The sequence below is a fragment of the Tenacibaculum adriaticum genome (assembly GCF_008124875.1).
Lineage (GTDB): Bacteria > Bacteroidota > Bacteroidia > Flavobacteriales > Flavobacteriaceae > Polaribacter > Polaribacter adriaticus.
In genome coordinates this window covers 387,571-410,573 of record NZ_VNIA01000003.1, presented here as the reverse complement: position 1 = coordinate 410,573, position 23,003 = coordinate 387,571, and the positions used below count along the sequence as shown (strand labels likewise).

Here is a 23,003-nt window from a genome sequence, read left to right as displayed (position 1 = left end):
TACAAAATGAACTTTAGTATTTATTCTTTCTATTTTCTACTGATAATTTCATCAGTAAATGCTCAAAAATTACCTAAAGGATTTTCATATGTAAAAGACATTGCTCCTACTATTCAGCAAGAATTACGATACTGTTCGCACAATAATTTTGTAGGAATTCCAGTAGAAGGATATGAAGAAAACGTTTTAATTACTTCTACTCTAACTGCCAAAGCATTAAAAAAAGTGCAAGACGAATTGCTAAAAAAAGGGTTGAGTTTAAAGGTTTTTGACGCATATCGTCCGCAAACAGCAGTAAATCACTTTGTAAAATGGGCAAGAGTAGCTAATGATACACTTACCAAACAGCAATATTATCCGAACTTAAACAAACGAAATTTATTTAAGTTAGGCTATATTTCAACAAAATCGGGACACTCAAGAGGAAGTTCAGTAGATTTAACTATTGTTAATGCTAAAACAAGAGAAGAGCTAGACATGGGAAGCCCATACGATTTCTTTGGTATTGCATCGCATGTAAGTTATAATAAACTTACTAAACAACAAAAAGATAACCGTCAATTGCTTCGCAAAACAATGTTAGCTAACGGCTTTAGACCTTATGCAAACGAATGGTGGCATTTTACCTTACGAAACGAACCTTTTCCTAAAACATATTTCGATTTTCCTGTTCAATAAGAAATTAACAGTTCTTAAAGAAAAATACCCGTAAACGGCATTATATTTGCTAATCTTAACACCTATGATGCAAAAGTTAATATATTTTATATTCGTTTTTATAATTAGCGTAGTTTCTTTTCAAACATTCGCTCAAGTTGACGGTTCTAACGGAGGGAATCTTAACGGTTCTTCTATTGGAATTATTAAAGCACCTGCTACAGAGATAAACAAACCTAAATCATTAGATTTTAATAATGATAAAGGTTTTAAAAATGCTAATAAAGAATTAAAAAAAGAGCAACAAAAAAAACAATCTGAAGAAGATTTAAAAAACAAAGGCATTATTACTCCTGAAATGATAGCTAGGCAGCACTTTAACAAAAATGCTGAGAGATTCAGTTATGAAATCCCTATGATTGATATGGATTTAGGAAGTTTTCATACAAAATCAAAAAATATAAATATCAGTAGTTATGACTTTGGTAAATTTGATGGAGATGTTATCACTATTTATAAAAATGGAACTATGATTGTAAAAAATTATGTTCTAAAAAACGATATAAAACTCTTTACAATTCCGCTCGATATTGGTTTTAATAAAATAGAAATTTTAGCAGTTGACGAGGGAAAATTAAGACCAAATACGGGAGCTTTCACAATTTATGATGACAACAAAGAAATTGTCGCTTCTGACATGTGGTACTTAGCTAAAGGAGCAAAAGTAATAGCGCAAATTGTTAGAATAGATAAATAAACGAAAACGTTTACGATAATTCCTTAATTCCTCTTTTTTTATTCTACATAAAACAGTTATTTTTGTACTTGCATTTTTAATAAGCAACCACAAACAACAACAATTCAGAATGAAAAAAATAACCAAAGAGACCTACATTAACTGGTATAGAGATATGCTATTTTGGAGAAAGTTTGAAGACAAACTTGCTGCTGTTTATATTCAACAAAAAGTAAGAGGATTTTTACACTTATATAACGGACAAGAAGCTGTTTTAGCGGGTTCGCTACACGCTATGGATCTTTCTAAAGACAAAATGATTACTGCATATCGTAACCACGTACAACCAATAGGTATGGGAGAAGATCCTAAACGTGTTATGGCAGAATTATATGGTAAAGTTACTGGAACATCTCAAGGAATGGGAGGTTCTATGCATATTTTTTCTAAAAAACACGGTTTTTATGGTGGACATGGTATCGTTGGAGGACAAATTCCTTTAGGAGCTGGTATTGCTTTTGGAGATAAATATAAAGGAAATGATGCTGTAACTTTATGTTGTTTTGGTGATGGAGCTGCTCGTCAAGGATCATTGCATGAAACATTTAACATGGCTATGACTTGGAAGTTACCTGTAGTTTTTATCGTTGAAAATAACGGTTATGCAATGGGAACATCTGTAGAAAGAACTGCTAACCATACCGATATTTGGAAGTTAGGTTTAGGATATGAAATGCCTTGTGGACCCGTTGATGGAATGAATCCTATTAAAGTTGCTGAAGCAGTTGATGAAGCTATTCAACGTGCACGTCGTGGTGACGGACCAACTTTCTTAGAAATGAAAACGTACCGTTATAGAGGTCACTCTATGTCAGATGCGCAACATTATCGTACAAAAGACGAAGTTGAAGAATACAAAAAAATAGATCCAATCACACAAGTTTTAGACATTATTAAAGAGAAAAAATATGCTTCTGATGATGAAATTAAAGCTATAGATAAAGAAGTTAAAGATTTAGTAAAAGAATGTGAGAAATTTGCAGAAGAGTCTCCATATCCAGAATTAAATCAATTATACGACATGGTATACGAACAAGAAGATTATCCATTCATAAAATCTAAGTAAACAATGGCTACAGTTATAAATATGCCTCGCTTAAGCGATACGATGGAAGAAGGAGTAGTAGCTTCTTGGTTAAAAAAAGTTGGAGACAAAGTTGAAGAAGGAGATATTTTAGCCGAAATCGAAACAGATAAAGCTACTATGGAATTCGAATCTTTTCATGAAGGAACTTTATTACATATTGGAGTTCAAGAAGGTGAAACGGCACCAGTAGATACTTTATTAGCCATTATTGGCGAAGAAGGTGAAGATTTTTCTGCTTTGTTAAATGGAAATACAACACCAAAAAAAGAAGATAATAGTGCTAACGTAAATGAAGTTGCTTCTGAAAAGACTCCTTCAAAAACTGCTGATGTGCCAGAAGGAACTATTATGGTTAGCATGCCACGTTTAAGTGATACTATGGAGGAAGGTACCGTAGCTTCTTGGTTAAAAAAAGTTGGAGATAAAATTGAAGAAGGAGATATTTTAGCAGAGATAGAAACGGATAAAGCTACTATGGAGTTTGAATCTTTTAACGAAGGTACTCTGTTACATATTGGTGTTCAAGAAGGAGAAAGCGCTCCTGTAGATAGCTTACTTGCTATTATTGGTAAAGCAGGAACAGATGTTTCTACTCTTATTGAAGCACATAAAAGTGGAAGTGTAGCTACCGCTACTCCATCTGAAAAAACAGAAGCAGCTTCAGAGAAAGTTACAAAACCAGAAACTGTACAAGTAGTTGAAGAATCAACTTCATCAATTAGTGCTAGCGGAAGAGTTTTTGCATCACCCTTAGCTAAGAAAATTGCTAAAGACAAAGGAATTAACTTATCAGAAGTTAAAGGTTCTGGTGAAAACGGCCGTATTGTTAAAAAAGACGTAGAAAATTATACACCTGCAGCTAAAGTAACAGCTCCAGTAACAACTTCTGCTTCTACTCCATCTCTAGTAACTAGTTTTGCTATTGCTGGCGAAGAAAAAACGGAAGAAGTTAAGAATTCTCAAATGCGTAAGGCAATTGCAAAATCTTTAGGTAACTCTAAGTTTACTGCACCTCACTTCTATTTAAATATTGAAGTTGACATGGACAATGCAATGGCTTCACGCAAAACAATAAATGCAATTCCAGACACTAAAGTTTCTTTTAACGACATGGTGGTTAAAGCGTGTGCAATGGCGCTAAGAAAGCATCCACAGGTAAATACTAGCTGGACTGATAATACCACAAAATTCCATAGTCACATACATGTTGGTGTTGCCGTTGCTGTAGATGAAGGCTTAGTGGTACCTGTTGTAAAACATACAGACGCTTTAAGTTTAACTCAAATCGGAGCTTCCGTTCGTGATTTAGCAGGAAAAGCAAGAAACAAGAAAATTTCTCCAACAGAAATGCAAGGAAGTACGTTTACTGTTTCTAATTTAGGAATGTTTGGAATCGAGAGTTTTACCTCGATTATCAACCAACCTAACTCTGCAATTTTATCGGTAGGTGCTATTGTTGAAAAACCTGTTGTTAAAAACGGACAAATTGTAGTGGGTAACACCATGATGTTAACATTGGCTTGTGATCACAGAACGGTTGATGGTGCTGTAGGTGCTCAATTTCTGCAAACATTAAAAACGTTTATTGAAAACCCTGTTACGATGATTGCGTAATTTTCAATTAAAATAAGACATAAAAAAGCTCGCCAATGGCGAGCTTTTTTTTATATTCTTCTAGTTCTATTCAATAACCAAAAATCTGCCAGCACTAAAGCGGTTAATGCCTCGACTACAGGAACTGCTCTAGGCACTACACATGGATCATGACGTCCTTTTCCTTGAATCTCTGTTAATTCTCCTTTCGAATTTATTGTTTGTTGATTTTGCATAATGGTAGCCACTGGTTTAAACGCTACTCTAAAATAAATATCCATTCCATTCGATATTCCTCCTTGGATTCCTCCAGATAAGTTAGACTGAGTTGTACCATCTTCATTAAAAATATCATTATGCTCAGAACCCTGCATTTTAGCCCCACAAAATCCGCTACCAAATTCAAAGCCTTTTACTGCATTTATTGAAAGCATTGCTTTTCCTAATTCTGCGTGAAGCTTATGAAAAATTGGCTCTCCCAATCCTACAGGAATGTTTTGAGCAACACATGTAATTGTTCCCCCTATGGTATCTCCTGCTTTTCTTATTTGAGTGATTTTATCAATCATTTTTTCGGCGGAAACCTCATCAGGACAACGAACTATATTACTTTCAGTTTTTGTGAAGTCTAGCTCTTGATATGGCTTATCAATAAAGATATCTCCCACAGAAGAAGTAAATGCATTAATATTAATATGAGCAATCAATTGTTTTGCTAACGCTCCTGCTACTACCCAATTGGCAGTTTCCCTAGCGGAAGTTCTTCCTCCTCCACGATAATCGCGAATTCCATATTTTTTATCATAGGTGTAATCTGCATGCGAAGGTCTGTACACATTTGTATTATGATTATAGTCTTTACTTTTTTGATTTGTATTTTTAATTACAAACCCAATAGAAGCACCAGTCGTTTTTCCTTCAAAAATACCAGATAAAAACTCAACAGTATCTGGCTCTTTACGTTGTGTTACAATTTTAGATTGCCCTGGCTTACGTCTATCTAATTCCTTTTGGATTGCTTCTAAATCAATTTCTAAACCTGCTGGAAATCCATCAATAATTCCACCAATTGCTGTTCCGTGAGATTCCCCAAAAGTTGTTAATTTTAATATATTTCCGAAGGAATTAAACATAATAATAATTTTTAAACGAAGTTAATTATTTAGAAGAAAAAACAAAGCTTTATCTACATAAAAGTAACGATTATTATTATAAAAAACTATTCATTCATTTTACATGTTTACTAATAATTTTGCAAACATCTCTATTATAAATAGACTTATTTATATGTATTTTTATTTATCTAAAAAAATAATAATCAATTTAAAACTCATCTTTCAACCTTAAAACAATTGATTATAAAAGTGTTATAAACTTCATAGGTTAACAGCGTAAAAAAATGATTAAAAAAGTTAGTAATTATTTTTTGAAATAGAAAAAGCTTCTTATATTTGCATCCGCAATTGGGAAGCCAATGCAGACCTGGAGAAATGGCAGAGTGGTCGAATGCGGCAGTCTTGAAAACTGTTGACTGTAACAGGTCCGGGGGTTCGAATCCCTCTTTCTCCGCTGAGAGAATCACAAATCTCACTAAAAGCTGATAAACACTATGTTTATCAGCTTTTTAATTTTCTACACTTTTCAAATAAAACCATCAAAAACCAAATAAAAAGAGGCGTAATCGGTGTCACTTTTTAAAATACCCAACTGACACCGAATCAACATAAAGCCACTGATTTTAAAGGGTTTATGTTTTATTTTTTAATACATTTTTTGTATATTTAGTGTGTTATATACAACTGACACCTATGCAAAATTATTTCTCACTTCTTTTTTATATCAAACGTAGTAAAGCTGATTGTAATGGTAAAGCCAACGTATATCTACGTGTTACGGTAAATAGTAAGCGCGCAGAATTAAGTATAAGAAGGAAAATTAATATAGATCGATGGAATTCCTCTGCAGGTAAAGCAAAAGGTTTCTCCAAAGAAGCACAAGAGCTAAATCGTTATATAGATATTATAACAAATAAAATCCATAAGATTCATCAAAGATTAGTAGGTGAAAATAAGACGATTTCTGCCTTAAAAATCAGAGATATTTATAATGGAAAAGAAGAAAAGCACAAAATGCTTCTTAAAATCTTCCAAGATCATAATGATCAAGTTGAAAAATTAGTAGGTAAAGATTTTGCTCCTGGTACTACAGAAAGATATAGAACCGCTAAAAAGCATATCCAAAATTTCATTAAACTAGAATACAATCTAGATGATATTCCTGTTAAAGATGTAGACCATAAATTCATCAATGGTTTTGAATACTATTTAAAAACTGAAAGAAATTGCAGTCATAATACTGCAATTAAATATATTACTAATTTAAAAAAAATCATTCGCATAGCATATGCTCACGATTGGATTAGTAAAGACCCTTTCTTTAATTGGAAAGCAAGATTAAAAACTGTCGATTGAGAGTTTTTATCAAAAGAAGAAATCCAAAAAATGATTGAAAAAGAGATTTCGATTAAAAGGCTAGACCAAGTAAAAGACATTTTTATCTTTAGTTGTTTCACCGGGTTAGCATATGCAGATGTAAAGAAACTTTCAAAAAATGATGTTGTTATTGGTATCGATGGCGAACAATGGATAAAAACCAAAAGAACTAAAACCGACACCAGGAGTAATATTCCAATTCTCCCTACTGCAGAAGCAATACTTGAAAAATATGCAGAGCATCCAGATGTTGTGAATACTGAAAAATTATTACCGTGCTAAGCAATCAAAAAATGAATGCCTACATCAAAGAAATTGCTGATTTATGCGGTATTAATAAAATCTAACGTTCCATTTAGCACGTCACACTTTTGCCACCACAGTTACACTTACCAATGGTGTACCTATTGAATCTGTATGTAAAATGTTAGGACATAAATCTCTTAAAACCACACAACATTATGCTAAAATATTGGATAGAAAAGTAAGTGAGGAGATGAAGGTCCTAAAAGATAAGTTTGTAATTGATCAAAATAATAAACTTAACAAAGAAATGATTCACTAACTAGATAAATTTTCTGAGCTTTTCGAAATAAGAGTTCGCAAACGCACTTCATTCTCATCTCCCCAAGTTCCTAACACTGAAATAACAGGAATAAGTGTTTTTCCAAAATCAGTTAATGAATATTCTACTTTTGGAGGAACAACAGGGTAAATAACTTTTGAAACTAGTTCGTGACTTTCCAGCTCTTTCAACTGGATATTAAGTACTCTTCGGGAAGCATCAGGAATTTTTCGTTGCAGTTCACTTGGTCTCTGAAAACCTTCATTGATAAACCACAACAACCTAATTTTCCATTTACCGTAAAGCACTTCACCAATTAGGTCAAGACCGCAATTTAAGTTCAATGGAATTTTTCTTTCATACATATTGTAAAAGTAGTCCAATGCTCCAAAATATGCAATAGGGGAAAAATTTATCCCTATGCAATTCGATTTTCCGTACTTGTGTAAACTGTTTGTATAACTGAATTTTGCCTAAAATAATTATACAAATGGAACAATTTAATTTCAATAACGAGCTATCTGGCAAAATAGCATTGGTTACAGGTGGTACAAGAGGTGCAGGAAAAGCTATTGCTGAACGATTACTACAAGCAGGAGCAACAGTTATCATCACAGCTAGAAATAAACCTAAAGAAGAAAATAAAAATCTTCATTTTATTTCAGGAGATTTAAGCATGGCATCAGGCACCGAAAAAGTAATTCAAGAAGTAAATTCAACTTTTGGTAAGCTTGATATTTTGGTAAATAATTTAGGGAGTTCTAATACTCCGGGTGGCGGTTTTGAAGTGTTAACTGATGAGGATTGGATAGAAACCTTTCAAGCAAATCTATTAGCACCAGTAAGGTTAGATAGAGGCTTTTTACCTGATATGATAAAACAAAAATCTGGTGTCATTATTCATATCGGTTCCATTCAAGGTAAGCTACCATTATATGACTCCACATTACCATATGCAGCTGCAAAAGCAGGTCTAATAAATTATAGCAAAAGTTTATCAAATGAAGTTTCTCCCAAAGGAATTCGTGTACTGACTGTTTCACCAGGTTGGATAAAAACCACTGCCGCAATAGCAATGATGGAACGAATTGCCGAAAGTTCAAATAGCACAGTAGAACAAGCAACACAAAGCGTTATGGATGCATTGGGCGGGATACCTTACGGCAGACCTGCAAACCCTGAAGAAGTTGCAGAATTGGTTGGTTTTCTAGTTTCCCCAAGAGCCAACTACCTAACAGGTACAGAATTCATAATTGACGGAGGTACAATACCCACAACTTAAAATACAAGAGTAATGGATTTACCAAATATAATAGCAAGTTTAATAAAAGCATAAGACAACTTTAACGGTGTTGCATATGCAAATTGTTTTTCTGAAACAGCCTGAGTTTTTTGACGAAGGAAAAACACATACTGAAAAGTTGAAATACAAAATTGGATATCCCACGGAAACGAAAAGTATAAAACCGTAATGAAGCCAAGAGAATATACAAAAACAGGAAAAACAGATCTTTTGAAGGTAGAAATTTTATGTACATTTGACGGAAGCACAATAGTTTTAACGTATCATTTTAAAATCATTGACGAACTTATTCAGCCATTGAAAATAACAGAGTAAGAAAGCATACTAATAAGAAACAAAAAGGAGAATGACCGACATCAGTCATTCTCTTTAAAAAAGTAAATTGCATCATGAGTTATTGTACAGCAATAGAAGCAATGCAATCTGAAGAGAAAAAAGCATTGCACAAAAATTATCACGACAACCATTATGGGTATCCTATTCACAATGACAATGAATTGTTTGGTCGTTTGATAATGGAAATAAATCAAGCAGGTTTGAGCTGGGAAATCATTTTAAAAAAGGAACAATCTTTTAGAAAAGCATACAGCAATTTCAATATCAAAAAAGTGGCGACTTATAAAGAAAAAGACCGTGAACGCTTATTGAATGACGCGGGAATTATTCGCAACAAACTAAAAGTAAATGCAGCCATAGAAAACGCAAATACTATCCTTACATTACAAAAAGAGTTTGGTTCATTTGAAAAATGGTTAAACCACCACCACCCTAAAACAAAAGAAGAATGGGTAAAATTGTTCAAAAAGACATTTCGGTTCACAGGTGGGGAAATTGTAAACGAGTTTTTAATGAGTATCGGTTACTTGGAAGGGGCACATTCCGAAAGTTGCTCAATCCATCAAAAAATTCTAGAATTAAAACCAATGTGGTTAAAGAAAATCAAAAGGTAAATTGATAATTATTTTTTTAGTATTTTGGTTTAACCCTAATTACTATGAAAAAAATAATCCCCATAATCGAGAGCTATGCCTCTCGACAGGAAGAAATTGCTAATAAAGGTGTCATTAAAACTGAAAATTTAGAAGAACAAACACATTAAAGCTTCAAAACACTATTTGTACGAACTCCGTTTATATATAAGAGACGCTTCTTTTTCCTGTATTAATGATGAAATCAACTTTTATAAAACGTTAAAGACAAAATTTCCGTCGATTTAACTTTTACAGTAATCAACTTGCTTATGAAATGGCAAAACCCAACACAACCGCTAAAATCCAAAAGCAATACATTAAAACCGCTCTTATAAAACTAGAAAGTAAAAAGCGTAAAAACATATCTTTTCACAAATACTATAAACATTTTAAATCCAAATAATATCAAGCCAATTCATTTTGAAATAATTGCCTATGTTATTTTTGTAGAACTAATATTTTGGTTTCAGAAATCGCTTATCAATTAGGTTTTGAGCATTCACAATCTTTTAGTAAATTGATTAAAGAAAACTAATATTTCACCTTTAGAATTCCGAGCTTGATTAATTAATATTCACCTCCATCGAATACTTCTTAGGCTTCATACCAATATGTTCTTCAAAAACTCTTGTGAAGTGGCTTAAATTACTAAATCCCATTTGATAGCCTACTTCACTAACTGAAAGTTTTCGTTCCTTTAATAATAGTGCTGCTTCTTTCATCCTAAAAGCTTGATAATAATGAAAAAAGCTGATACCAAATATTTGTTTAAAGAGTCGTTTAAGTTTAGACTTACTAAAATTAGCTTGCATGGCTAATTCGTTCAGATTTGGAGGAACATTTAACTGAGCAATAATGGTATCTCTAATTTTATAAATAGTTTGCACATCATCTATGTTCAGAGCAGCTATAGTAGTTTTTTCTCTTTTTAGTAATTCAGCAAACAATAAACAAATAAGTTCCTCTGCTTTTACTTTGAAATAAAAAGTAGTTAATGCTATGGGTATTTTAGTTTCCGCCATTTCATTAGCAATTTTATGAATAGATGGCGGAATGAGTTCTTCAAATAAGAAAGACTGTTTTTTACCTGTAATAGTTTCTAAAATTTTATTTTCAAAGTCACCTTTTAGTAATTTTTTCAAATAAGCCACCTCTATACTGATTACTATAGTTCTAAACTTAGTCATACTCGGAAAAAACATCTCCGAATCTAAATTTCCTGAAAAAACTTGAACCGAAGGCAGTAGTTTTTTATCTGAATTTATATTTTCTTTATTCGATAAAAACAGGTTTTTAAATGATATGATTATCCTTTCAGTAGAATTCGGTACACTGGTTTTTTTTATCAACATATCCTCTTTCAGTTCATAGTTTCTAATTATCATTCTCAGATCCGTATTAAAATAAAAACCTTGTAAGTATCCTTTGCCAAATTGCTCAGGAATGATGATTTTACCATTATTTTCAACAGTAGTATTCAATAAGGAAGCAAAAGATTCCATAAAACCAATTTCACCAACAACATTCAATTTCATAATGAGCTTTTACGACTAATTTTAAGTCAAATATAGCTATTTTAATTATGAAAATCACAATAGTTTTACATCATAAATTTAAATTGATCTCATTGACATTAATTTTTTTGACAGAAATAAATAGATTTTAATTAAAAAATTATGAAAACATTAATTTATGGAATTTCAATAGGGCTATTCGGAGCAGTAGCATTATCCCTAGCCAGTTTTTTCGCATGGCCCTCATGGGTATTATTTATCGCTTGGATCAGCTTTTCTTTTTATGGCAAATCTGTAAAAAAATCCATCAATATTTATCTTGAAATTATTCTAGGAATTTTTATGGGAGTATTAATAGAAGTTCTTGGAGATTCCCTTTCAATATTTATAGGTTCATTTAGTTCTCCATTGGCATTATTTTTACTTACCTCCTCATTGCCTTTCATTACCAAAATCAAAGGTCTAGATGATATAGAAGCTTGGTTTATAGGAATGATAGTCTTCTTTGGCGTTCATCCTCCTCTTGAATTGGTTCACATCATTAAATTATTCCCTCCTTTAGCAGCTGGATTTATTTTTGCTTATGTATTGGATACAACGGTGACAAAGTTCGTCCCAAAATAGTTACAACTAAAGATTCTGGTTTTTTCCAAAAAACTGCAAAAATAATATTAAACAAGGAAAAAAGATTCCATAAAATCAATTTTCAATCCTAAAAACGAGATTTCACGACTGAATTCAAGTAAAATACAACTGTTTTACCTGTAAAAAGCACAATAATTTTACGTCATAAATTTAAAATCAAATAAATATGAAAACAACAGAAAAAACAAAAACGCAGGAAAAACTTGCAGGTCAGGCAACGGCTGAAAACGAGAGTATTTTTCGTCACACGGCTGGTATGGCAAACAGATTTAAAAGCCATATGGATTTCCACTTTACACGTACTCTGAGTAAGGAGGCATATGGTGGTGTTTCTACTGGCGAGTGTTTTGAAGCAGCTTCACATATAGTGGACGGCGATTTTGAAACCTACGCTCCTGCATGGCAACCTTTGGCTGAGCGAATTGAAGCTAAAGGGTGGGAATGTCTCGAGAAGGGACACAAGGTAAGTGCACGTGAGGCATTCATGCGTGCGGCTGTGTATTGGGGCTGTGTAGCAATGTATACAAAAGATACAGATCCTCTTACCAGAGAATCGTGTATGCGAACACGCTCCTTGTTCAAAGAAGTCGGAAAGTTATCCAATCCAATTATCGAACCCGTGGATATCCCTTACGAAAACGGCAGAGTAATGAAAGGATATTTCATCAGAGGAGGAGCGCCAGGTGAAAAAAGACCAACACTACTAGGCATGGGGGGAGGAGAAAACTATCTGGAAGAAGTCTACTTCCAATGCGGTGAAGGAGCAGTTCGCCGAGGCTACAATGTGTTGATATTTGAGGTTCCTGGTCAGAAAGCGGCAATATGGGAAAACCCTGATCTTTTTTTAAGGCTAGATGCTGAAGTCCCAGTAGGCTATGTTGTCGATTATGCATTGACTCGTCATGAGGTTGCCCCAGATCGTATTGCTCTGATTGGTCATAGCGTGGGCGGGTACTACGTGACGAGAGCCGCCTGCTTTGAAAAAAGGCTCGCTGCCTGTATAGCAAGTCCTGTTGTTTGGGCTATGCAACCACAAATGTTACAAGTTTTGGGTTTTGATAATACCAAGCCCTACCCTCGTGACATGGAATCCCAAATAGATCCAGAAAACACCACAGCGAAATTTCTTTTGGAAGGGGATTTCCGAGCTAGGTGTGGTCACGCCAACACCACTATTGCCGAGTGGATGGACTACCTAGGTACAGGTTCTGTATTAGGAATGGAAGATAAAATTTCTTGCCCTGTATTGAATATGGTTGGTGCTGGAGAATTTGGCCCTGAAAGACTTGAGGAAGAAAGACGTCATTTTGCTATGCTAAAGAACCCAAAAAACAGGTTCAATCTAACTACAGCAGAAGAAGGAGGTGAACAACATTGCACAGAAAATAATCTACTTCTCAAGAACCAGTTAGAAATGGATTGGCTAGATGAAATATTAGGTTGGACGAATAATCCGACTTCATTTTAAGAAGTATTTTCTAGCCAGTTAGAAAATGACTACCGCAGGCATATGAAAGCGCAATGTACAATCAATGGCGCTAACATATGCCTGCTTTTAAGAAATATCCCGAAGCTGAATTAAATTTCAATATTAAAAACTGTAGAGCCCTTTATCTATCATAAACCCTAATTTACCATATGCTCAACTTCAATTTATTTTTAATGAAAATCAAATCCAATATAACCAAATTCAGTAGCCTTAAAATATTTTAAAGAAAAGTAAATATAAAACCAAGAATTTTTATCGACTTAATTTTTTACAATAAGCAACTTGTGAAAACACTTGAAAAGAAATAAATCATAATTATTACTAAATCCAGTCGTCATTTTTTTCATCATAAATGAGCTGCTGAATTAATAAATTATAGATTGAATTGCATGAGGTGGAATTGTATAAGCGATTTCGTATCCACCAACAATTAGCTTATAATCAATAGGCTCTTCCGTTTTATTCATTATCACAGTTACCATTTTTCCATTTTTGTTTTGAAATGATGTGCTCTCTATTGTACTTCTGCTCGTCGTTGTGCTGATCCTTTTTGCTTTTGGCTTTATAAATTTTGAAAAATGACCTATGTAATAATAAGAAGGTGTATAAATTAACTCATTGGTTCTGGTATCTGCATGAATTGGTGCAAAACAGAAGTTTTGAACATGGTTTGGACCTCCTGCATGATCGAGTAAAATATTCCAATCTGTCCACCCTACAGTTCCATGATTAAAATCATTAATCATAGAGTTTCCATAACGTTCGGCATTAGACCATCTTTGGTAATGTGAGACATCAAATTTTTCTTGACAACCTTCTGTAAACAATAAGTTTTTAGTTGGAAACGATTCATTAACACTTCCTAAATTATCGTATTTTGGTTCTCCTCCTGTCCAAGTTTCGTACCAATGAAAGCCAATTCCCCAAGCATACTTTGCTGCTTCTGGATCTTCAAAAATAGTGTTAGCTCGTTGTGATATTAAATCTCTATTATGATCCCAAACTACAATATTCTTATCCCCTAACCCTTGCTTTTCAAATGTTGGCCCTAAATAATTTTTTAAAAAATCCCGTTCCTCTTCTGCTGTGTAAATACAAGATTCCCATCGTTGCGTTGCCATGGGTTCATTTTGAATAGTAACTCCCCAAACAGAAATACCTTCAGCTTCATAAGCTTTTATAAACTTGATATAATAATTTGCCCAGTTTTGATAATATTCTGGCAACAATTTTCCGCCTTGTAGCATATTTTTATTAGTTTTCATAAATGCAGGTGGACTCCAAGGACTTGCGTAAAATACCAAATCATTCTTGATTAGTTGTATTGCTCTTTTAATCATAGGAATTCTCAACTTTCTATCAGGTTCTATAGAAAATGTTTTCAATTCTGAATCTCCCTCCTTTATATAAGTATAGCTTTTAGAACCAAAATCACTACTATGAATGCTTGTTCTTATAATATTATAATTAATACCTTCTTCGCTATAGTAAGCGTTAAGCAATTCTTCTTTTTTATCTTCTCTTAATTGCGAAAAAACTTCAGCAGATGCGTCTGTAATAGCTCCTCCAATTCCTAAAAAGGTTTGAAAACTTTTATTCGGGTTTACAAATATTGTAATTTCTGTTTCAAAAGGTTGTTTTGCTTTCGCAAATGTTAATTCACCTTGATTTGTTAACCTCAACGCTGTATTTTCAGCAGTTGTATACACAATAGCATTCATGGGCGTAAAAACCGCTTTCTTTTCTGGTTTAGCTTCATTTTTTAGAGCGTCACTTTCCGTTTTACTAACTCCATTAGAACATGAAGCAACTATTAATGCTGTTAAGACTATTATTAAATTTTTTATCGCCATTAATTTATTCTTTAATTACCCAACATGCACTCCTACAACTCCTTCATAAATAACCGCTGTAATTGGTATGCCAGATACATTTATATTCAAAATATTTTAGACAAACTTTAATGCTTGTTCAATGATATAATATCAGTATTAAAGATATTTGTTTAGGCCTCATTTATCTAAGATAAAAACAGAAACACAACCATTATATTAATGGCAGCCTCTGTTGAATCAGCTATGATTATATTATATCCTTAAAAATTAACAGCAATAAAATTAATAATAATATTTTTTGAAGCAGTATTTTATCATATTTTTATTTTCATTACCTTTATATTAGTAATAGTTTTTGCCTGTAAATTTATTCCATAAACAAAAGAGAAATAATTAAAAGAAATTAAACTATTTGGAAAATTTAAATTAATCAAAAAGAGGACTCTTACATGAAGAAACTATTTCTTTTCTATATATTTTTAATTACTATAAACATTTGGTCGCAAGAGTCGAGTAAAGAATTTCATTTTGTTAACACAAAAGAAGGTATTGCTAAAGTTGGGATTTCAAGTATTCTTCAAGACCATTATGGTTTTATTTGGATAGGCACTAGCGGTACAGGTTTATATAAATTCGACGGTATAGATTATATCTCATACAAGCATAGACTACAAGATACAACTTCATTAAGTAGTAGTAGAATTGAATGCTCTTATTTAGATAGTAAAAATAGGCTTTGGGTAGGAACAGAAAATGGCTTAAATCTATACAATAGAGAACTTGATCAATTTCTTAGAATTGTTATAGATAGCATCAACACTCAGCATATCTTGTCTTTAGAAGAAGATTCATCAAACAACTTATTGATTGGTACTAATAATGGTTTGGGGTTATTTAAACTAAACTTAAACACCTTTAATGTTGAGAAAATTTTTAATTCAACATTAGCTGAAAACGGATTGCCAATAAACATTAATAGCATTCAGCATTCTAAACAAGGAAAAACCTTTGTGGGAACAAATTTTGGACTGAAAGAAGTAGATTTAATTAATAATAAACTTATCCATACCAGATTATTTTTAAACAATAAAAAGTCTTTTGATTCTGCAATTGAAACGTTATATATAGATGTTAATAATAACTTATGGATAGGCTCTGAAAATAACGAAGGCGTTTTTAAATGCGCCTTAAGTGACGACAGAAATAATGACATTATTGATCTTAAACAGCTTAGCTTTTCAACAAAAAAAATAATGACTTTTGTTCAGTTATCAGACAGCAGCATGTTGATTGGAACTGAAAATGATGGCCTTTTTCATATTAAAGATAATGGTGAGGTAATTAAAAACTATGTTTCTAATAAAACAGATGAAAATAGTATTCTACACAACTCTATTTGGACTTTATTTATTGATAAAAATGAAAGAATTTGGATGGGATATTACAATAGCGGAGTAGCAGTTAGTGATAAACTCTACGACAAATTTATGAATATTAAAAGCTTGTCCAATAAAGAAAACTCATTGAAAATAGGCTCAGTTATGGGTATCGTTAAAGATAGCTCTAAAAAACTATGGTTAGCCACAGATGGAGGAGGAATTGATGTTTATAATAAAAAAACTTCCAAAATAACACATATAAATAGTCAAGACAACTCTATCTATTCTGGGCTATCATCAGATTATATTGAAACATTATTTATTGATTCTCAACAAAATTTGTGGGCCGGTAGTTGGGATAGTGGTCTTTTTATTTTAAAAAAAGGAGAGAAAAGATTCGTAAATTATAATATTCAAAATACATCTGGAGATTTAAAATCTAACACAATTATAAGTCTCTCTGAAGATTCTAATGGTATTATTTGGATAGGAACTTTCTTTCAAGGACTTCACTCCTATAATCCCAAAACTAAAAAATTTAAAAAACATGATTCTGATGTATTTGCCAAAAACGGTCTCTTAACATCTGATATCCGAAAAGTTTTAGTAGATTCTGAAGATAGTATATGGGTAGGAACCACTAATGGTTTGTTTAAAGTTGAAAAGTTGAACAAGGAATCTTTTAACGTGACTTTTTTAGGAGATAGAATGACCGAAGAATATAATAATCCTTCAAATGCAAACCATATCCTTTCAATTTATGAAGACTCAAATAATGATATGTGGATTGGTACTCAAGGGGCTGGCCTTTGTAAATATAATAAGACCAAAGATGAGTTTACTTGGTTTAATAAATTTACAGGCTTAATTGAAGAAAATGTATCAAGTATAATTGAAGAAGGTAATAATAATTTATGGGTTAGTGGAAATTCCGGATTAACTAAGATTGATTTAAAGGATCTAAGTTTTACTAATTACACCTCTAATGATGGATTGTTATCAAACGATTTTAATTTTGGCTCCGCATTAAAAGATGCTGAAGGAATGCTATATTTTGGAAATTTTAAAGGTGTAGATTATTTTAACCCAAAGCACATTAAAATTAACAATAACGCTCCTTCACTATATTTAACTGATTTTAAATTGTTTAATGAAAAGGTAATTCCAAAAGTTAAAGAATCTCCATTAACTAAAGTTATTTCAGAAACAGATAATATTAGTTTAACACATAAACAGCCTGTTTTTACTATTGAATATGCAGGAATTAACTATACACGTCCTGAAAAAAACAATTATGCTTATTACTTAGAAGGCTACGAAACAACATGGAATTATGTGGGTCAAAAAAGAAGTGCAACCTATACAAATTTAGATAGTGGCGACTATGTTTTTAAATTAAAAGCAGCAAATAACGATGGCGTTTGGAATGAAACTCCTTTAGAATTAAAAATAACGATACTTCCTGCTTGGTGGCGAACAAACTGGGCTATTTTTTCATATATGGCATTGTTTTTCTTTGGAATTTATTTATTAAACCATTTAACTCAAAATAGAATTAAAGAAAAAGAAATAATTAGAAATGAACGTTTACAGCAAGTACAAAATGATGAATTAAACAAAAGTAAAATTCAATTTTTCACAAACATTTCTCATGAATTTAGAACACCTTTAACATTAATTCTAAATCCATTAAAAGATATTATTAGTAATACCGAGCTCAATTTACCACAAAAAGTAAAAAACAAGCTGGCTATTATTTATAAAAATTCAGATAGACTATACAGATTAATAAATGAATTAATGGATTTGAGAAAGCTCGAACTAAATAAGATGAATGTTAGAGCAGAAAAAATAAATTTAATTGATTTTACAAAGAATATTGCAGAATATTTTCAAGAAGAAGCGTTTAATAAAAACATCTATTTAAGTGTAGATGCTGATGTTCCAGATTTAGCAGTTTGGGTGGATACTAAAATGCTTGAAAAAATACTTTTTAATTTATTGTCTAACGCTATTAAAGTTACTACTGAAGGAGGAACTATAAACTTAGAACTTTTATCTACAGATCAGTTACACCTCTTACCATTGGTTGATAACACAAACCCTGTGAAAGCAATTGAAATAGTAATTTCGGATACTGGCCCTGGTCTTGAGGAAAGTGAAGTTGAAAAAATATTTGAGCGTTTTTATCAAGTTGAACGTCAAAACAAAACTTATTTTGGAGGTACAGGAATTGGATTAGAAGTTGTTCAAAGCTTTGTAAAACTACATAAAGGTAAAATTGAAGTAAAAAGTAAAGTCGGTAGTGGCACTACTTTTAGAATATTTTTTCCTGTAGGAAAGGAGCACTTTAATGAAAATGACATTGTATTAAATGAAAATGTATTAAGTACAAAAAAAGAAGATTTTTTATTACCATTAGGCGTAGAATTTAATAATCAAACTGAAGAAAATGTTCAAGCAAGCAAATCATTCACCATACTCATTGTTGAAGATAATGTTGAGCTTAGAGATTATTTAAAAATAGAACTTAACGATCAATACAAAGTCTTATTAGCTAATAATGGTAAAGAAGGAATTAAAATTGCTCGAGAATCATTTCCAGACGTTATAATTACAGATGTTATTATGCCTGAAATGAATGGTTTTGATTTTTGTAAAATTATTAAAACAGATACTTCAACTAGCCATATTCCTGTTTTAATGTTAACCGCTAAAGCCTCTATTGAAAACAGAATTGAAGGTATTGAGACGGGAGCAGACGCTTATATGGTAAAACCTTTCGATTTAAAGCTTTTAAAGCTTCGCATATCTCAATTAATAAAGAGCAGACAATTAATTTTTGATAAATACTTTGCAGCAATTAGTGGTACTGAAGATAATACCAGTTCTATTGATAAAGATTTTATTCAAAAGCTACTAACTTATATTAATGATAATATAAGTGATTCAAATTTAAGTGTAGAAGAGTTAGCATCTCAATTAAATTTAAGTAGAAGTCAACTTTATAGAAAAATAAAAGCATTAACTGGGCAAACTGTTAATGAATTTATTAGAAAAATAAGGCTAGAAAGAGCCAAGCAAATCTTAGAAAAAGGGAGCACAAATATTAGTGAAGCTTGTTATCTTGTTGGATTTGCCTCTCCATCCTACTTCTCAAAATGTTTTAAAGCTCATTTTGGACTATTACCAACAGAGATTGAAATTAAGAATAATTAAAGGATAAGGTTTAAAACAGATTAACTTTTCATCTTTCATTAATACTAACCTCAAAACTTGGTAAGTTTTAAAACAATTCGCCTTAACACTTATTTTAATTTTTCTTAAAAAAAATCTTATAATTATTTACACTTTTCAATAATTACACTATATTTTTATAATAAACACAAATGTTGCAATAAATACTACAAATGCTGCATCTGTATTTAAAATGAGTTCTAAAGCAACAATTGTTTTATTTTTTGCACTGTATGTTGTAAATAAAATATTAACAGTATGTTAAATTTGGGAGACATAATTAGTATATGAATCGTAAAAATTCAAATGTCAAACTAATAATCGAAATATTATTAATAGGATTAATGATGTTTTTGCTTGCGTTAGTATTTAACAATATTTGATTTGAAAAGACCGAGACTATACAAATTAACCAAATAACTAACTATTTTAATTAACCAATTTAAATATGATGATAAAGTTTAAATACGTGATTATTGCATGTATTCTGTTGTGTGTGCAAAATGTCTTTTCACAGGGCAAAACGGTAACTGGGCTTGTTACAGATGTTTCAGGAATGCCAATTCCAAGTGCAACCATTCTTGTTAAAGGAACAAGCAATGGTACAAATACAGATTTTGATGGTAAATTTACACTTACTAATGTTCGTTCTACAGATGAAATAGTGTTTTCCTTTGTTGGTATGTCTTCTCAAACAGTAATAATAGGAAACCAAACCACAATTAATATTACCCTCCTAGAGTCTTTAGAGTCTTTGAATGAAGTGTTGATCGTTGGATACGGAACCAAGAAAAGAAGTTTGGTTACAGGGGCTATTTCTAGTATAGATTCTAAACAAATTGAAAACTCTTCAAGCCAACGTGTAGAACAAGTACTACAAGGAAAAACATCTGGTGTAACCGTAGTCTCTTCTTCAGGTTCTCCTGGGGCTACTGCTAAAGTAAGAATTCGCGGTATTGGATCTAATGGAAACTCAGATCCTTTATACATTGTAGACGGTATGAAAGTTTCGTCTATAGACAATATTTCTCCAAACGATATAGCTAATTTGGAAGTGTTAAAAGATGGAGCTTCAACAGCAATCTACGGTACACAAGGTGCAAATGGAGTTGTGATTATCTCTACAAAACAAGGAAAAGTAGGAAAAGATCAAATCTCATTTAGTACACAATATACAATACAATCTTTAAGAACTAAAATGAAGTTGATGAATGCTGATCAATTTGTTCAATATATGAGTGAAGCAGGTCAACCAGGTGTCGTTGCAAATGGCATAGACACTAATTGGTTAGATGAAACGTTTGAAAAAGCCGATATGAAAAGATATGATTTAAGTTTTTCAGGAGCTACTGAAAAAACATCTTACTATATATCAGGTTCTAGGTTAGATCAAGATGGTATTGTTTCGGGTGATAATGACAATTATGACCGTACTACCTTGCGAGTAAATTTAAAAAGTGATGTTAAAGAATGGTTAGAAGTTGGTATTAACACTACTTATTCTGACACTAATAAATCAAATATTAATGAAGATAATGAAACTCGTGGTGTTATTAACAATGCCCTACTAATAGATCCTTTAACTCCAATTTACGCATTACCTGGATCGACACGAGAAACTGATGCATTTTCTAATGGCAATGCTTTGGTAGCATCAGACGGTAGATTGTATGCCTACCCAACATATACTACTGGAGAAACAATTAATCCCGTTGCTTATGCAAATACCTTATTTAACGGAGGTACCAATAAAGGATTCTTTTTAACTTCTGTTTATGGAAAATTTAAATTATTTAAAAATTTAGAATTCACAACACGTTACGGTTACGAAAAATCAGAGTATAAAACCAGAAAATGGGCACCCGCATATTTTGTAAGTGGTGAAGCAACAGCCAGTAATTACTTACTAAGTGAATCTGGTAGAAATTCTAGATGGATTTTTGAAAATTTCGCAACATATTCTAATCAATTTGGAAATCACGGAATCACTGCATTGATAGGGTATTCTGCTGAGGAATATGATGGTTCTTTTGAAAGATTAGAAGGTACACCATCTGAAGCCAACGAAACATTTGGGTATATTAATTATGCTACCTTTTCAAGTGCTGGTATTAGTGGGCAAATAAATGTAAAAAAAGCGATGAACTCTATTTTTGGTCGTTTATCCTATGATTTTTTAGGGAAGTATTTGTTTGAAGGATCTTTACGTTATGATCAATCTTCTGCTTTTCCTGAGGCAAATAGAGGTGCTGTTTTTCCAGCAGTTTCTGCGGGATGGGTAATCTCTAAAGAAGATTTTTGGGATGAAAATTCAATAATTAACACATTAAAGATACGTTCTTCTTGGGCCCAAAACGGTTCTGACGCAGGTTTAGATTTTGGAAATCCATGGAAACAATTTTACGATTCAAGTGTTAACGATAACGGTGTCGTTTATGGTGGGCAATCAGGTTTGAATTTAGGAGTCTTCTCTAATCCAGATTTAAGATGGGAAACATCAACACAATTTGGAGCAGGTATAGATCTAAGAACCTTAAAAAATAGATTGAATTTTTCAATGGATTATTATAAAAAAGAAACCGAAGATTTAATAACTACTGATGGAAATATTATTAAAACACTTTCTGCTGGTCAAAATATAGGGGCTTTTAATGTAGGAACAGTAGAAAATTCAGGTTTAGAATTTGAACTGGGTTATAATGATTCAACAGCAGGAGGGTTAACATATGGTGTTAATTTGAATTTTTCAACCTTAAAAAATGAAGTTACTGTATTAGATGCTCCCGGAGCTCTTAACGGGAATAATATTTTTGGAGGAGAGATCGCAACTCGAATGGAAGAAGGGAAACCACTTTGGTATTTTTACGGATATAAAACAAATGGTGTAGATCCTGTAACAGGAGCCTTAAATAAAGCTGATGAAAAAACAATGATTGGATCTCCTCATCCTGATGCCTTGTATGGAGGTTCTATATCTTTAGCTTATAAAAACTTTGATTTCAATATGAATTTTCAAGGTACAATTGGAAATGATATTATGTTAGGATTTAACAGGCCAGATCGCCCAATAACAAATCACCCATTACACTATTATACAAATAGATGGACGGCAACAAACACAAACGCTTCATTTCCTTCTGCTGCTAATATTTCAGAGGCCTATAATACTGATTTAATGATTGAAGATGGATCTTATATGAGAATTAAACAACTACAATTAGGATACTCACTTCCAAATGATATTTTAGAAGCGACTTCAATAAACAAAATAAGAATTTACATTTCTTTAGATGACTTTTTTACTTTTACAAAGCATAGAGGTATAGATCCTGAGTCAGGAAGTGAAAACAATAATAGTATTGGTTTAGATAAAGGGTTTTATCCTATTCCAGGAAAAGCTGTTTTTGGATTGTCAATTAATTTATAATAAAAACACGAAT

17 protein-coding genes, 1 tRNA gene and 3 pseudogenes are annotated in these 23,003 nt (G+C 32.2%); 17 read left to right on the top strand and 4 right to left on the bottom strand.

What is annotated here, in order from left to right:
* The first annotated feature begins 6 nt into the window (after positions 1-6).
* The 4 genes from C7447_RS10850 (at position 7) to C7447_RS10835 (ending at position 4,154) form a co-directional block, all read left to right on the top strand.
* Positions 7-678 (top strand): M15 family metallopeptidase, encoded by a 672-nt coding sequence (locus tag C7447_RS10850; RefSeq protein WP_148870531.1) that lies wholly within the window; start codon positions 7-9, stop codon positions 676-678.
* Positions 679-742: 64 nt separating this feature from the next.
* Complete coding sequence (locus tag C7447_RS10845) at positions 743-1,414, top strand: hypothetical protein (RefSeq protein WP_148870530.1); 672 nt, start codon at positions 743-745, stop codon at positions 1,412-1,414.
* A 109-nt stretch (positions 1,415-1,523) separates the two neighbouring features.
* Positions 1,524-2,519 (top strand): pyruvate dehydrogenase (acetyl-transferring) E1 component subunit alpha, encoded by a 996-nt coding sequence (gene pdhA / locus C7447_RS10840; protein WP_148870529.1) that lies wholly within the window; start codon positions 1,524-1,526, stop codon positions 2,517-2,519.
* 3 nt (positions 2,520-2,522) lie between these two features.
* Positions 2,523-4,154 (top strand): pyruvate dehydrogenase complex dihydrolipoamide acetyltransferase, encoded by a 1,632-nt coding sequence (locus C7447_RS10835; protein WP_148870528.1) that lies wholly within the window; start codon positions 2,523-2,525, stop codon positions 4,152-4,154.
* A 50-nt stretch (positions 4,155-4,204) separates the two neighbouring features.
* Here C7447_RS10835 and aroC read toward each other — a convergent pair whose 3' ends face one another.
* Positions 4,205-5,269 carry a chorismate synthase gene (gene aroC, locus C7447_RS10830; RefSeq protein ID WP_148870527.1) on the bottom strand — a complete coding sequence of 355 codons (1,065 nt, stop codon included), beginning with the start codon at positions 5,267-5,269 and terminating at the stop codon, positions 4,205-4,207.
* Positions 5,270-5,617: 348 nt separating this feature from the next.
* Between aroC and C7447_RS10825 the strand changes: the two genes are divergently transcribed.
* From C7447_RS10825 to C7447_RS15055, 4 genes and pseudogenes are all read left to right on the top strand, one after another.
* Positions 5,618-5,702: transfer RNA gene (locus C7447_RS10825), tRNA-Ser, on the top strand.
* A 239-nt stretch (positions 5,703-5,941) separates the two neighbouring features.
* Entirely contained in the window at positions 5,942-6,604 is a 663-nt protein-coding gene (locus C7447_RS15065) for a phage integrase SAM-like domain and Arm DNA-binding domain-containing protein (RefSeq protein WP_317128806.1), read from the top strand.
* Between the two features lie 30 nt (positions 6,605-6,634).
* On the top strand, positions 6,635-6,907 hold the full coding sequence (locus C7447_RS15060) for a site-specific integrase (protein WP_317128805.1): 273 nt from the start codon (positions 6,635-6,637) through the stop codon (positions 6,905-6,907).
* A 121-nt stretch (positions 6,908-7,028) separates the two neighbouring features.
* Positions 7,029-7,190 (top strand): annotated as a pseudogene (locus C7447_RS15055) (site-specific integrase); the annotation flags it as partial.
* Here the strand turns inward: C7447_RS15055 and C7447_RS10815 are convergent.
* Positions 7,187-7,555, bottom strand: coding sequence for a winged helix-turn-helix transcriptional regulator (locus tag C7447_RS10815; protein WP_148870526.1), 369 nt, complete (start codon positions 7,553-7,555; stop codon positions 7,187-7,189). The pseudogene C7447_RS15055 and the gene C7447_RS10815 overlap by 4 nt on opposite strands.
* A 125-nt stretch (positions 7,556-7,680) precedes the next feature.
* Here C7447_RS10815 and C7447_RS10810 point away from each other — a divergent pair, with 125 nt between their 5' ends.
* The 5 genes and pseudogenes from C7447_RS10810 to C7447_RS15000 all read left to right on the top strand — a co-directional run.
* Complete coding sequence (locus C7447_RS10810) at positions 7,681-8,472, top strand: SDR family oxidoreductase (protein ID WP_148870525.1); 792 nt, start codon at positions 7,681-7,683, stop codon at positions 8,470-8,472.
* 189 nt (positions 8,473-8,661) lie between these two features.
* Positions 8,662-8,808 (top strand): hypothetical protein, encoded by a 147-nt coding sequence (locus C7447_RS14920; RefSeq protein WP_211354916.1) that lies wholly within the window; start codon positions 8,662-8,664, stop codon positions 8,806-8,808.
* Between the two features lie 74 nt (positions 8,809-8,882).
* On the top strand, positions 8,883-9,443 hold the full coding sequence (locus C7447_RS10800) for a DNA-3-methyladenine glycosylase I (RefSeq protein ID WP_148870524.1): 561 nt from the start codon (positions 8,883-8,885) through the stop codon (positions 9,441-9,443).
* Positions 9,444-9,708: 265 nt separating this feature from the next.
* A pseudogene (locus C7447_RS15100) lies at positions 9,709-9,867 on the top strand (RteC domain-containing protein); the annotation flags it as partial.
* A gap of 48 nt (positions 9,868-9,915) precedes the next feature.
* Positions 9,916-10,027: pseudogene (locus C7447_RS15000) on the top strand (AraC family transcriptional regulator); the annotation flags it as partial.
* Here the strand turns inward: C7447_RS15000 and C7447_RS10785 are convergent.
* Positions 10,028-10,999 carry a helix-turn-helix transcriptional regulator gene (locus tag C7447_RS10785; protein ID WP_170245993.1) on the bottom strand — a complete coding sequence of 324 codons (972 nt, stop codon included), beginning with the start codon at positions 10,997-10,999 and terminating at the stop codon, positions 10,028-10,030.
* A gap of 141 nt (positions 11,000-11,140) precedes the next feature.
* Between C7447_RS10785 and C7447_RS10780 the strand changes: the two genes are divergently transcribed.
* Both C7447_RS10780 and C7447_RS14810 read left to right on the top strand, forming a co-directional pair.
* A complete protein-coding gene (locus C7447_RS10780) occupies positions 11,141-11,602 on the top strand; it encodes a DUF1097 domain-containing protein (protein ID WP_148870521.1) in 462 nt (153 codons plus the stop codon).
* A gap of 187 nt (positions 11,603-11,789) precedes the next feature.
* Positions 11,790-13,091 (top strand): alpha/beta hydrolase family protein, encoded by a 1,302-nt coding sequence (locus C7447_RS14810; RefSeq protein WP_170245990.1) that lies wholly within the window; start codon positions 11,790-11,792, stop codon positions 13,089-13,091.
* A 386-nt stretch (positions 13,092-13,477) separates the two neighbouring features.
* On the opposite strand, the gene C7447_RS10770 is transcribed toward C7447_RS14810, so the two are convergent.
* Positions 13,478-14,965, bottom strand: a complete 1,488-nt coding sequence (locus tag C7447_RS10770; RefSeq protein WP_148870520.1) for a glycoside hydrolase family 30 protein — start codon at positions 14,963-14,965, stop codon at positions 13,478-13,480.
* Between the two features lie 431 nt (positions 14,966-15,396).
* Here C7447_RS10770 and C7447_RS10765 point away from each other — a divergent pair, with 431 nt between their 5' ends.
* Both C7447_RS10765 and C7447_RS10760 read left to right on the top strand, forming a co-directional pair.
* A complete protein-coding gene (locus C7447_RS10765; protein ID WP_148870519.1) occupies positions 15,397-19,545 on the top strand; it encodes a hybrid sensor histidine kinase/response regulator transcription factor in 4,149 nt (1,382 codons plus the stop codon).
* 466 nt (positions 19,546-20,011) lie between these two features.
* A complete protein-coding gene (locus C7447_RS10760; protein WP_148870518.1) occupies positions 20,012-22,990 on the top strand; it encodes a SusC/RagA family TonB-linked outer membrane protein in 2,979 nt (992 codons plus the stop codon).
* Positions 22,991-23,003 lie beyond the last annotated feature (13 nt).

Bases quoted from the DNA above. Each gene is read 5' to 3' on its own strand.
- C7447_RS10850 (WP_148870531.1), top strand. From the start codon at position 7: ATGAACTTTAGTATTTATTCTTTCTATTTTCTACTGATAATTTCATCA.
- C7447_RS14920 (WP_211354916.1), top strand. From the start codon at position 8,662: ATGAAGCCAAGAGAATATACAAAAACAGGAAAAACAGATCTTTTGAAG.
- C7447_RS10800 (WP_148870524.1), top strand. From the start codon at position 8,883: ATGAGTTATTGTACAGCAATAGAAGCAATGCAATCTGAAGAGAAAAAA.
- pdhA (WP_148870529.1), top strand. From the start codon at position 1,524: ATGAAAAAAATAACCAAAGAGACCTACATTAACTGGTATAGAGATATG.
- C7447_RS15060 (WP_317128805.1), top strand. From the start codon at position 6,635: ATGATTGAAAAAGAGATTTCGATTAAAAGGCTAGACCAAGTAAAAGAC.
- C7447_RS10765 (WP_148870519.1), top strand. From the start codon at position 15,397: ATGAAGAAACTATTTCTTTTCTATATATTTTTAATTACTATAAACATT.
- C7447_RS10835 (WP_148870528.1), top strand. From the start codon at position 2,523: ATGGCTACAGTTATAAATATGCCTCGCTTAAGCGATACGATGGAAGAA.
- C7447_RS10780 (WP_148870521.1), top strand. From the start codon at position 11,141: ATGAAAACATTAATTTATGGAATTTCAATAGGGCTATTCGGAGCAGTA.
- C7447_RS10815 (WP_148870526.1), bottom strand. From the start codon at position 7,555: ATGTATGAAAGAAAAATTCCATTGAACTTAAATTGCGGTCTTGACCTA.
- C7447_RS15065 (WP_317128806.1), top strand. From the start codon at position 5,942: ATGCAAAATTATTTCTCACTTCTTTTTTATATCAAACGTAGTAAAGCT.
- C7447_RS10845 (WP_148870530.1), top strand. From the start codon at position 743: ATGATGCAAAAGTTAATATATTTTATATTCGTTTTTATAATTAGCGTA.
- C7447_RS10785 (WP_170245993.1), bottom strand. From the start codon at position 10,999: ATGAAATTGAATGTTGTTGGTGAAATTGGTTTTATGGAATCTTTTGCT.
- C7447_RS10760 (WP_148870518.1), top strand. From the start codon at position 20,012: ATGATGATAAAGTTTAAATACGTGATTATTGCATGTATTCTGTTGTGT.
- C7447_RS10810 (WP_148870525.1), top strand. From the start codon at position 7,681: ATGGAACAATTTAATTTCAATAACGAGCTATCTGGCAAAATAGCATTG.
- C7447_RS14810 (WP_170245990.1), top strand. From the start codon at position 11,790: ATGAAAACAACAGAAAAAACAAAAACGCAGGAAAAACTTGCAGGTCAG.
- C7447_RS10770 (WP_148870520.1), bottom strand. From the start codon at position 14,965: ATGGCGATAAAAAATTTAATAATAGTCTTAACAGCATTAATAGTTGCT.